Here is an 11,478-nt window from a genome sequence, read left to right on the forward strand (position 1 = left end):
TATTATTGCTTATTTGACTGGCTTAAACGTGCCTCTTCGTCTGCCTGAATATCAGAATCAATAACCGCCTGCAAATCACCATCAAGCACTGCGTCAAGATTATATGCCTTGTAGTTAGTGCGGTGGTCAACAATACGATTTTCAGGGAAATTATAGGTACGAATACGCTCGGAACGATCCAAGGAACGAACTTGTGAATGGCGCATATCGGCAGCCTCGGCAGCTTCCTGCTCATGCTTCATCGCGAGCAATCGTGACTTAAGCACACGCAATGCTGCTGCACGATTTTGAATCTGCGACTTCTCGTCCTGCATACTCACCACAATACCTGTTGGAATATGTGTCATACGCACTGCAGAGTATGTGGTATTTACCGACTGTCCACCAGGGCCGGAGCTCATGAAAATATCAATCTTCAAATCTTTTGGATCGACCTCAATTTCATCATTATCATCATCCGCTTCTGGGAACACAATCACACCTGCAGCAGAAGTCTGAATTCGTCCCTGAGACTCGGTTACTGGCACGCGCTGCACGCGGTGTACGCCACCCTCATATTTCAGACTTGCCCACACACCATCTGCTGGCGCTGGCGTGCCCTTAGCACGAATAGCAATTTGCACATCTTTTACGCCGCCAAGCTCGGTGCTATTTTGCGACTGAATTTCGCATGTCCAGCCGCGACGTTCGGCATAACGCATATACATACGAAGGAGATCGCCAGCAAACAAGGCTGCCTCTTCGCCGCCTGCGCCTGCTTTAATTTCCATAATCGTATCGCGTGCATCATCTGGATCTCGAGGAATAAGTGCAGTACGAAGCTTTTCTTTTGCTTCTTGCGCCTGTGTTTCGAGCTGTTTGGCTTCTTCTTCAAAATCTGGGTCTTCGCTTGCCATTTCTTTGGCAGCTTCGGCGTCATCCATAAGCTGCGCATATGCATTGCGAGCTTCTACAATGGCTGCTAGTTCAGCATGGCGGCGCCCTAGTTTGCGCATAGTATCTGGGTTCGATGCCACTTCAGGTTGGCTCATCTGGTTTTCGATGGCACGGAATTCTTCTACAGCAGTTGCCGCAGCTGGAAATTCTTCATCAATATTCATGTAACGTCACTCCATGTCATACTGCGCTATGCTCTGTGCCAACGCAAACTATGCTTTCCCTACTCTGTTTACTTACAGACTATCAAACGTGCTATCTTACAAAAGCACTATCTTACAAAAAATGCCGGCATCCACATTACAGCACCTTGTTACAATACATGAGTATATGCAACATGGAATATGCGGAAGCCGGCAAAAGTGTTACTGAGCCTTCTTGCCGTAACGACGCTCGAAGCGAGCCACGCGACCACCAGTATCGAGAATCTTCTGCTTACCAGTGTAGAATGGGTGGCAGTTTGAGCAGACATCAGCGGAAACAACACCGCTGGTCATTGTTGAGCGAGTTACGAAGGTGTTGCCGCAAGAGCATACAACCTTAGTAGGTACGTATTCTGGATGAATACCCTGCTTCATAGTAATCTCCTAGGGTTCGAGGGATCCGGGTCGATTACCCCAATAGCAACCGTGAACCGGAACCGAATGTATCTTACTCAGATAAGCAGACATTGCACAAGTGCCTCTCTATGCGTTCAGTGAAGTTTTCGTGCAGCCGAATCATTATTGCATATAAGGTTGCGTGCGGAATATGATACATGTAGCATCGTTACATACAGCACCTACTTATGCAGTATTGTTCACCGATAGCTCTACCTCAAGATACATATACCGCGTGTGTTTGGGGTTGGGGTCTGCTACAGTATTGCTTCGTTGCGCATATACATGTGCACAGGGGCTGTAGCTCAGTCGGTTAGAGCAGCGGACTCATAATCCGTCGGTCCAGGGTTCAAGCCCCTGCGGCCCCACTTTTTCATTCACATGTTCGCTATAATGTTTCGTTATTTGTTCAGATTGCTAATGAGGCAACAATCTATTCGGACCAATATATCGATTCTTGGGGTTTTGTGATGTTCGGTGCGAGTATTTTGGGTAAAACTGGCTGACACCACACGCTAGCCAGCAACACTTTGCTACCTATATGCCGATTTTGTGATGTTCGGTGCGAGTATTTTGAGTAAAACTGGCTAGTTTGTAATATCAGATGTTCCAAATCGTACAGAAGAACAGGATGAAACGTCTAGCCAGCAATAGGTGCTATTACAAACGGTACATAATGAGAAGCAATACCCCTGAAAAACAGCTGATTCGTAATAGCAAGTATTCAAAATCACGCATTTTCCTGCAAAAACCCGCTACTTTGCAATAGCAGGTATTACGTTGCATACGATTCACTACACCAAACCAGCTAGTATGAAATATCTGATGTTCCAAACCACACAAAACGAAAACCCATACTTCAAAAACCCGCACTCCAAAAACCACTAGGTCGCAATAAGGCATATAGGCAGAAAGCAATACAGCCACCCTCAAATCTCAAGAGCCGTTTAGCCTAAAGCAACCGCATAACATATAAAAGAGTCGCCACCAGCACAGCTAGCAGCGACTCGGCAACACAAGAGAACTATGTCTCAATATGTTTATACCAGATATTCTTCACTTAGTTACTTTTTGTTCCAAGATCTGCATTGTAATCTAAATCTTTTGTTTCACGAGTCAATACTAACGAAATCAGCGTGAGCAGCGAGCAGAATGCTAAGTAAGCACCTACCATCCAAGTACTGCCCCCCTGCAGCACTCCACAATGCTGTTGCAATAATTGGCGCTAATGCTGCACCTAAAATAGAGCTTACATTATATGCAATAGCTGAACCTGTGTAGCGCACATTTGTTGGGAACATTTCTGGAAGTAGTGCGCCCATTGGACCAAAGGTGAAGCCCATCAGTGTAAAGCCAATTACTAAGAATGCTTCTGCCATTGCTCCGCCAAATGAAGTCGGACCATGCCCATCTAAAAACAGCGGGAACATCACAGCAAATGCAATAATTACTGCAGTAACCCAAATCAGCAGACGACGGCGACCAATGGAATCTGCTAGAGGTCCGGAAAGCATGGTAAACAAACCAAAGAAAACCACACCAATAATCTGCATAAGCACGAAATCAGTGTATTTAATACCAAGTCCTGCAATCGCTCCATCAGAAGAAGCAGTACCGTAGGTCAGGCTGAATGTGGTCATTAAGTAGAAGAGCACATATGTTGCCAACATTGCAAAAGTGCCCAGTACTACTGCCTTCATATGGTGACGCAGAGTATCTACCAGTGGCACGCGTACAATCACACCGCGTGCTTCTGCCTGCTTAAAGGTTTGTGATTCTGCAAGCTGCGAGCGCACATACAGTCCAATCGCTACCATCACTGCACTAAAGAGGAATGGAATGCGCCAACCCCATGACATAAATGCTGGTGACTGCATAGCAGAACCATCTGGGTGTGGCAGAGCGTAGTTAATAATAAGGAACAAACCATTAGCAATAATAAAGCCAATTGGTGCGCCTAATTGAGGGAAGGTGCCATAGAGCGCACGCTTATTTGCCGGAGCGTTTTCTGTGGCAACAAGTGCTGCGCCTGACCATTCACCACCAAGAGCAAAACCTTGAGTAAGGCGCAGTAGCAGCAGTAGCGCTGGTGCAGCTAACCCAATCTGGTTGTATGTTGGCAACAAACCGATGAGAAATGTTGCAACACCCATGGTAAGCAGTGAAGCAATCAGCGTAGTTTTACGCCCGCGCTTATCGCCCAAATGGCCAAAGAAGATTGCACCAATAGGGCGAGCAATCATAGCAGCACCGAATACCGCAAAAGATGCCAGTAAGCCTGCGGTTGCATTGGCGGCTGGGAAGAATAGCTTAGGAAATACCAACACTGCTGCCGTTGCGTATACGTAAAAGTCGTAGAATTCCACAGTCGTTCCAGCAAGGCTTGCTGCGATAACTTCTGCAGGCGAGTTAATAGCGGTTTTCTTGTTTTTCGTTGATATAGTAGCAGTGGCTACCTGTGCGGTTGATATTGACACAATTCCTCATTTGCAATGCGAAACGCTGCTTTTTACCATGCGGTGTTCTGACCATGTGGCGTAAGCATTGTAAGTATTTATAAAGCCCTTGTGGGGCTCGGGTACAGTGTATAAGGAATGTTTTATGCAATGTAAGAAATTTCATATTGTGAAATACTGGTTATTATGTGACCATATTCGTCATCTCATTGCGTACAGTGTGCGTGCATATTGCAACCATTGTGCATACATGTTGCAACTATCTGACCATATTCACTATTATGTATCTAGCAAAATTATGAGCTATCTCGACGCTACTTCGTTATACTTGGCTTCAACCATAAACATGTAGACCAATACGCGAGCAAACCACAAGGACAATGCATACCATGAGCGAGCCAACACATGCACAACAATCAGAGCAAGTGCCACAAACTAGTCCAGACACACAAACCGACCAACCACTACAGTCTACTCAATCACAGCGGAACTCAGACACGCAAACTGCCTACATCGCAGGAGGCTGCTTCTGGGGTATGGAACGCTATCTACAGCAACTCGATGGCGTAATCGAAACCACTGTTGGTTACGTACAGTCTCTAGTGGAGCAGCCAAGTTACGAGCAAGTGTGCTCTGGACAAACTGACGCCGTGGAAACAGTACAAGTTGTCTTCGATCCTACAGTGCTTTCCTTGCGCGTACTTACCCTTATGGTGCTTGATGTCATTGATCCATTCTCCGTCAATCGCCAAGGCAACGATGCCGGCAGACAATATCGTTCAGGATTGTATATTGATACCCAACATGCGGATGCAAAAACATGCTTAGCCCAGCGCAATACCTACACTCAGGCGCTTGACCAGCTCGCCAAACGCTATGGCAAGACGCCAGCAGTAGAGATTGACGAACTCAAGAATTTCTACACTGCTGAGGATTATCATCAGGACTATCTTATTGCAAACCCTAATGGTTATTGCCATATTCCCCCAATGGCTATTGCTGGCGCCCGTAAACGTGCTCATATGATTGAGCAAGTCTGGGCATTAAATGACGAACAGTTTGCAGTAACACAGTTAGCTGCTACGGAAGCGCCTTTTACCAATGAGTACGATCATGAATTCCGCCCAGGCGTTTATGTCGATATCGTAAGCGGCACTCCACTATTTCTATCGAGCGATAAGTATGATTCTGGTTGCGGCTGGCCGGCATTTTCCAAGCCAATTGATAATGCTCTTTTAACCGAGCATCGCGATTTGAGTTTACCGGGCAGGCCTCGTATTGAAGTCAGGGCTGGGGAAACGCAGATTCACTTAGGGCATGTATTCAATGACGGTCCTGCTGAGCTTGGCGGATTACGTTACTGCATCAATTCAGCATCATTGCGCTTCATACCGCTAGAACAGATGGAAGAAGCAGGCTATGGACAGTGGATCGAGCAAGTTACAAACAGTATTGAGCAATAATAATATTTGCAATCCATCATTTGCAAATACAGCATTCGCTATACTGAACTTCAAAATAGAGCATGTAAATAGAAGTAATACATGAGGAGCACTCCTTGCAGCGACCAATAATGACCACAGTGTCTTTCCTACGACGACCATCCAGAGCAGCAACGCTTGATGATATTCACATTGCGCAAGACTTGGTAGATACGCTTGATGCCAATCGCGAACGTTGTGTCGGCATGGCTGCCAATATGATTGGCGAATCTGTATGCATTATCGCAGTAGTCGATGAAGATTTGGGCGGTCGCATTACCACAATGCTCAACCCGCAAATCACCACCCAAGATGGCGCGTACGAGACACAAGAAGGCTGCCTAAGTTTACAAGGAGAACGCTCTACCCTACGGTATCGTCGTATTGAAGTGAGCTGGCAAGACATTCGTGGCAGGGCGCGTCATGCCGCGTTTACTGGCGGTACTGCAGAAGCCATCCAGCATGAAGTTGACCATACACTGGGCATTATTATCTAGCTTCCAGAGCATACTGTCATACTGAGCTATGTGCTATCTGCTTCTCATAATCCTTACTAATCCTTTAGTACTCGTTTGCTTAAACGAATAATCATGCTAAGAGTTAAAGCATTGAACGGCTAGAATAATAGATAAGAATAGGGAGATAGAATTATGAGTAGCCCTCAATCAGTTCGTCCTACCAACGAACAGCAGGTAGTACTATACGAAAGTCACGACCATACCGTGCACCTAGATGTACGTATCGAAGACAACAACGTGTGGCTAACTAGGCAACAACTAGCTATACTTTTTGGACGTGATATCAAAACGATTGGTAAGCATATAGGAAATGCCAAACGTGAGGAGCTAAGCGAAATTCCAACTGTCGCAAAATTTGCGACAGTTCAGGATGAAGGTGGTAGGGCAGTTAAACGCCAAGTTGAACACTATAACTTAGACATGATTCTCTCCATCGGATACCGAGTGAAATCTAGAGAAGGTGTGTATTTCCGCCGATGGGCAAACACTGTGCTTAAACAACACTTGTTACAAGGATATACAATCAATCGTCAACGTTTGGAAACTCTGGAATCCGTTGTAAAGGTACTACAGCGATCATCTAATCCAGAAATTGCTGGCAATACGCTGACAGCAATAACTCTTATGATTGCTTTATCCGAGCCCAGAGAAAAAGACATAATGATTGCTCTAATCGAGCATTTCATCGCATAATGGGATCTATCTGAATGAAATAAAAAATGCAGGGCATCGGAATGTAGCAGCATGCATACGCATCTTCCAGTCGCAAATACCAGCAGCATGACGATAGCATATGGGATACTAGTGATGTTTGTTTCATCGTCGTATGAGTGAAAAGAGTATTTGTGGCAGAGTTTATCTACCAGATGATTAACGCTCGCAAGGCGTATGGCGATCGCGTGATTCTTGATAATGTCACGCTCAGCTTCTTGCCGGGCGCAAAAATTGGTGTCGTCGGACCAAACGGTATGGGTAAGTCTACCCTGCTGAAAATTATGGCAGGTCTTGACACCGTATCTAATGGCGAAGCCTATTTAACCCCAGGCTTTACGGTTGGTATTTTGCAGCAGGAACCACCATTAGATGACACAAAAACTGTGGGCGAAAACATTAAAATGGCTTTCGGCGGTATTGCTGAGAAGGTTGCTCGTTTTAATGAAATTGGCGAAGAAATGGCAAACCCTGACGCCGATTTTGATGCCCTCATGGAAGAAATGGGCACCCTGCAGACAGAGATTGATGCAGCTAACGGCTGGGATTTAGATTCCCAACTTGAACAAGCCATGGACGCATTGCAGTGCCCTGACCCAGATACGCCAGTGTCTGTATGCTCCGGTGGTGAGCGACGCCGTGTAGCACTGTGCAAGCTCCTACTTGAAGCACCTGATTTGCTGTTGCTCGACGAGCCTACTAACCATTTGGACGCTGAATCCATTCTGTGGTTAGAGCAATTCTTGCACCAGTATCAGGGCGCTGTCATTGCAGTAACCCACGACCGCTACTTCATGGATAATGTTGCTGAATGGATTTGCGAAGTCGACCGCGGCTCACTCTACCCATACAAGGGCAACTACACTACCTACTTGGAGACTAAAGCCAAGCGTATGGAAATTCAGGGTGCTAAAGACGCTAAGCTCGCTAAGCGCTTGAAGAACGAACTCGAATGGGTACGCTCTTCACCAAAGGCTCGTCAAGCTAAGAATAAGGCTCGTTTGGAACGCTATGACCAGATGGAGCAGGAGGCAAGGAATTCCAAGAAGCTGGACTTCTCTGAAATACAGATTCCTCCAGGACCACGTTTGGGCTCGACCGTACTTGAAGCTGAGCATATTCACAAGGCGTTTGGCGACCGCGTGCTCATTGATGATTTGAGCTTCACTTTGCCACGAAATGGCATTGTAGGTGTTATTGGCCCTAACGGTGTCGGTAAGTCTACACTCTTTAAGACCATCGTAGGGCTAGAGCCATTAAGCGGTGGTGAGCTCAAGATTGGCGACACCGTAAAAATCAGCTATGTTGATCAGAACCGTGCCGGCCTTGACCCTAAGAAGAATCTGTGGGAAGCAGTCTCTGATGGACTTGATTTTATTGAAGTTGGCGGCGTAGAAGTGCCTACACGCGCTTACGTAGCAAGCTTCGGTTTCAAGGGTGCTGACCAGCAGAAACTTACCGGCGTGCTTTCTGGTGGTGAACGTAATCGTTTGAATTTGGCACTGACCTTGAAGCAGGGCGGCAATTTGTTGCTCCTCGATGAGCCTACTAACGATCTTGATGTGGAAACCTTGGAATCATTAGAAAACGCGCTGATTGAATTCCCAGGTTGCGCAGTGGTCGTCAGCCACGATCGTTGGTTCCTCGACCGCGTAGCTACCCACATTCTCGCTTGGGAAGGTGATGACGAAAACCCTGCAAAGTGGTATTGGTTTGAAGGTAACTTCCAGTCCTATCAGGAAAATAAGATTGCTCGCCTCGGTGAGGAAGCTTCTAAACCACATCGTCTACACCGTAAGCTCACACGTGTGTAACGAATTGCTATATGACATGAATTAAACGGTACGTCTTTATACCGTTATCAATATGCATGGGGATTGGATGTATGTTCAGTCCCCATTTTCATTATGAATTTACAGCTCCCCACCCACTCACAGTACACACGCAATACAATCTTCTCATGCGCAGGCTGATCACTCTCACCTCCCTCAGCACCAAACTCGGTTACACTATATAAAAGATAATTTTTCTACAAAAAATGTCCACGGTCCCGTTATACCAATATTCCAATCCAAGAGACATACTCACTCCTCCTCCATAAAATGAACATCAACATCTACAGAAACACGACTACGAATCTTCTCCACCAAAGAAGCCCTCATATCATCAGAAATATCTTGACCCTCAACATCAATCACAATCGTCTGCCGCATACCCTCAGGCAAATACAACTTACGCTGCTAGTACTTATCATCCAGAAGAAACTGCCCCAATCCAACAGTCAGAGTATGGTTCAAAACCTTTAACTCTTTGGAAATTAAACAGTAAACAGCATAGACAGCCGAGTAAAAATCAACAACAACCCAGCATACAACAGTCATGCAATCACCATTGACCACACAACCCAACAACAACCGTTACTGGCCTATCATTTTCCTACAGACACGCTATCAGCAACAATAGTGCAATCAACCTGCTCACCATACCCATGAAACACCACTTGCCCATCCACCCTCTCTAACTGCGCACTCGAAATCATACGCTTACCAACCATCCGCATACGAAAACTCCGCACACCATGAAACACTAAAACAAGAATAATCCCATCACCACCACGACCACGCACAGCAGAATGATCCACCGGCACAGGCAAAACCATCCTCAACTCGATAGAACCACCACCCTCATCAACAAACATAAAATTACACGCAATATGCTCTAGCGGAGGCACCACATCATACAACTGACGAATCCAATCCCCCGACTCCACAACATCAATCCACATCATCAAACCCCTATCTACTATCTACCAGACTCTAAAAGGATCACCAACAGCACGAACACCACGAATACGCTGAATAAAAGCACCATAGGAAGCAATATCAAGATCAGCATCCACCCCATGCGCAACAAACCGCACATGATTATTGTTAAACTCATAAAACTCAGCGTCCACCGCCGCGTAAGGACGATCCAACCGTACAGAAAACTCTCGAATTACATCAAATGTGATATCTACTCTTGCAAAAGTAAAACCCTGCTGCTGCCACTTCTTCGGAGGATGATCCACCGGAGTCGGAATATCAAAATACACATCAATCATCTGCCCACTACCCACAACATATACACCACACAGCACCATGCCATCAAACAACGCAACATCATCAAACAACATAGACAAAAACTTATTACCCTCTAGCTCTTCACGCCACATAGCAAGCTCCTTTACTCATCGTTTTCAAAATAATAATGACGCTGCGCACCATCAATACTACCAGTCCAAGGATTCGCCGCAGGACGAGCATGAACATGCGCAGGCTGATCACCCTTCCCACCCTCAGCACCAAACTGATGCCCAGCGGTATGATCCTGGATCACCACAGTATATTCATTGTCCCTTGGATCATATTCAATTCCCATTTCTTCCGCATGCCGCTTATCAATTGGAGGTCCAACCTCCCTTTCACTATTAGAATTTTTTCATTCTCTATCCACGTTTTAAAGTCACACCCTCTGCAACGATACTGAAATCACGGCGCTCGCCATACCCATGAAACACCACACAACCATCAACCTTCAATAGCTCAGTATTTGAATCCGAAGCATCAACATCTATATGAGTCTGAAAATGTTTTACGCCATAAAAATCAAAACAAACCTTCACATTACCATCTTCGTCCGTATACCAATCCGGTCTAGGATGATCCACAGGCGCGTACAGTCTTCCCCAGAATCTAATACGTTTCCCACCCTCTTCGACAGTAACGCTCTTATAACTACATTTCTCTAACGAAGGCACCGCATCATACAACTTACAAAATGTGCCATAGGAGTCAAAAACATCAATCCACATAGCTACCCTCCCCGTTTACGACACTGTAAAATGATCACCAGCAAAACGAACACCTGTAGGGTTGTACAAACCCACCATATACGCTATAACCTCAAGATGAGCATACGGTCCTTGAGCAATAAACCGTATGCCGTCTTTACCTAAATCTTGAAGTTCAGCATCCACTATCGGAAAAGGACAATCTAAACTCATAGAAAAACTTTTTATATCAGCAAACTCCATATTCTCTCTAACAGTGGTAAACCCCCTCTGCTCCCATTTCCTCGGAAGATGGTCAATCGGAGTAGGTAGATCAAAAGATAATTCAATCGCATCTTGATAAGTTTCAAGACCACATACAGTAATTCCTTTTAAATCAGGCAATTCATCAAATAAGATCGAATGAAATTTTTTTCTCTGCATCAATTTACGCCACATACAAAGCTCCTTTACTCTTCGTTTTCGAAATAATAATGACGCTGAGCACCATCAATACTCCCAGTCCTAGGGTTTGACACAGGACGAGCATGAACATGCGCAGGCTGATCACCCTTCGATGCCGTACATATAGCTCTTTAGCACACGGCTATCAATCTGTTGACCATACGTAACCAAGTTTATAATCTCATCAATCAGATTCTTACCATTCCGGGTGGTAAAGAACTCAGCTAAATTCACAGCCTCACTATCACCACCGACATCATAAGGAGGCTTCGCCTCAGGCAAGTCAACAACCCACACCACATCACTCACCGGCAACACACTCAACTCACGCTTGATAGTCTCAAGCTCGAGTAAAGCCTGATCCATCCAATCGACTTCAATGCGATACCAACTCAAATGATTCATCACCACAGGAAAGCGACTACCCCACACGCCATCTTCTAACCGAGTGCACACCGTAGCAAAAAACGCATTACCATACGCAAACGAACCCACAGTACA

At 45.6% G+C, this 11,478-nt stretch carries 15 protein-coding genes and 1 tRNA gene; 5 read left to right on the plus strand and 11 right to left on the minus strand.

Going from position 1 to position 11,478, the window contains the following annotated elements:
- Window positions 1-2: 2 nt before the first annotated feature.
- Together prfA and rpmE are read right to left on the minus strand one after the other, a co-directional pair.
- Entirely contained in the window at window positions 3-1,100 is a 1,098-nt protein-coding gene (gene prfA, locus IEU85_RS04150) for a peptide chain release factor 1 (RefSeq protein WP_188354931.1), read from the minus strand.
- Window positions 1,101-1,301: 201 nt separating this feature from the next.
- Window positions 1,302-1,514 carry a 50S ribosomal protein L31 gene (gene rpmE / locus IEU85_RS04155; protein ID WP_188354932.1) on the minus strand — a complete coding sequence of 71 codons (213 nt, stop codon included), beginning with the start codon at window positions 1,512-1,514 and terminating at the stop codon, window positions 1,302-1,304.
- A 315-nt stretch (window positions 1,515-1,829) separates the two neighbouring features.
- On the opposite strand from rpmE, the gene IEU85_RS04160 reads away from it, so the two are divergent.
- A tRNA-Ile gene (locus IEU85_RS04160) sits at window positions 1,830-1,903 on the plus strand.
- 741 nt (window positions 1,904-2,644) lie between these two features.
- Here the strand turns inward: IEU85_RS04160 and IEU85_RS04165 are convergent.
- The gene (locus IEU85_RS04165; protein ID WP_229714718.1) at window positions 2,645-4,012 is read right to left on the minus strand and encodes an MFS transporter; all 1,368 of its coding nucleotides are present in this window, start codon (window positions 4,010-4,012) and stop codon (window positions 2,645-2,647) included.
- 368 nt (window positions 4,013-4,380) lie between these two features.
- Between IEU85_RS04165 and msrB the strand changes: the two genes are divergently transcribed.
- From msrB to ettA, 4 genes are all read left to right on the plus strand, one after another.
- Window positions 4,381-5,454 carry a peptide-methionine (R)-S-oxide reductase MsrB gene (msrB, locus tag IEU85_RS04170; protein WP_188354933.1) on the plus strand — a complete coding sequence of 358 codons (1,074 nt, stop codon included), beginning with the start codon at window positions 4,381-4,383 and terminating at the stop codon, window positions 5,452-5,454.
- A 95-nt stretch (window positions 5,455-5,549) separates the two neighbouring features.
- The gene (locus tag IEU85_RS04175; RefSeq protein ID WP_188354934.1) at window positions 5,550-5,969 is read left to right on the plus strand and encodes a peptide deformylase; all 420 of its coding nucleotides are present in this window, start codon (window positions 5,550-5,552) and stop codon (window positions 5,967-5,969) included.
- A 153-nt stretch (window positions 5,970-6,122) separates the two neighbouring features.
- Window positions 6,123-6,683 (plus strand): virulence RhuM family protein, encoded by a 561-nt coding sequence (locus IEU85_RS04180; RefSeq protein WP_188354935.1) that lies wholly within the window; start codon window positions 6,123-6,125, stop codon window positions 6,681-6,683.
- Between the two features lie 152 nt (window positions 6,684-6,835).
- A complete protein-coding gene (gene ettA, locus IEU85_RS04185) occupies window positions 6,836-8,515 on the plus strand; it encodes an energy-dependent translational throttle protein EttA (protein ID WP_188354936.1) in 1,680 nt (559 codons plus the stop codon).
- A gap of 270 nt (window positions 8,516-8,785) precedes the next feature.
- On the opposite strand, the gene IEU85_RS08780 is transcribed toward ettA, so the two are convergent.
- The 8 genes from IEU85_RS08780 to IEU85_RS04220 form a co-directional block, all read right to left on the minus strand.
- The gene (locus tag IEU85_RS08780; RefSeq protein WP_268234204.1) at window positions 8,786-8,914 is read right to left on the minus strand and encodes a hypothetical protein; all 129 of its coding nucleotides are present in this window, start codon (window positions 8,912-8,914) and stop codon (window positions 8,786-8,788) included.
- A gap of 215 nt (window positions 8,915-9,129) precedes the next feature.
- A complete protein-coding gene (locus tag IEU85_RS04190) occupies window positions 9,130-9,489 on the minus strand; it encodes a hypothetical protein (protein ID WP_188354937.1) in 360 nt (119 codons plus the stop codon).
- 18 nt (window positions 9,490-9,507) lie between these two features.
- Window positions 9,508-9,915 carry a hypothetical protein gene (locus IEU85_RS04195; RefSeq protein ID WP_188354938.1) on the minus strand — a complete coding sequence of 136 codons (408 nt, stop codon included), beginning with the start codon at window positions 9,913-9,915 and terminating at the stop codon, window positions 9,508-9,510.
- A gap of 11 nt (window positions 9,916-9,926) precedes the next feature.
- Window positions 9,927-10,145 (minus strand): HNH/endonuclease VII fold putative polymorphic toxin, encoded by a 219-nt coding sequence (locus IEU85_RS04200; RefSeq protein WP_268234208.1) that lies wholly within the window; start codon window positions 10,143-10,145, stop codon window positions 9,927-9,929.
- Between the two features lie 43 nt (window positions 10,146-10,188).
- Window positions 10,189-10,554, minus strand: coding sequence for a hypothetical protein (locus tag IEU85_RS04205; RefSeq protein WP_188354940.1), 366 nt, complete (start codon window positions 10,552-10,554; stop codon window positions 10,189-10,191).
- 15 nt (window positions 10,555-10,569) lie between these two features.
- Complete coding sequence (locus tag IEU85_RS04210; protein WP_188354941.1) at window positions 10,570-10,971, minus strand: hypothetical protein; 402 nt, start codon at window positions 10,969-10,971, stop codon at window positions 10,570-10,572.
- Window positions 10,972-10,982: 11 nt separating this feature from the next.
- Window positions 10,983-11,051, minus strand: coding sequence for a hypothetical protein (locus IEU85_RS08875; protein WP_371866626.1), 69 nt, complete (start codon window positions 11,049-11,051; stop codon window positions 10,983-10,985).
- A gap of 28 nt (window positions 11,052-11,079) precedes the next feature.
- Window positions 11,080-11,478: Imm70 family immunity protein (locus IEU85_RS04220; RefSeq protein ID WP_188354942.1), on the minus strand; the 399-nt coding region annotated here is incomplete at its 5' end.

This window comes from Galliscardovia ingluviei (assembly GCF_014635685.1).
Lineage (GTDB): Bacteria > Actinomycetota > Actinomycetes > Actinomycetales > Bifidobacteriaceae > Galliscardovia > Galliscardovia ingluviei.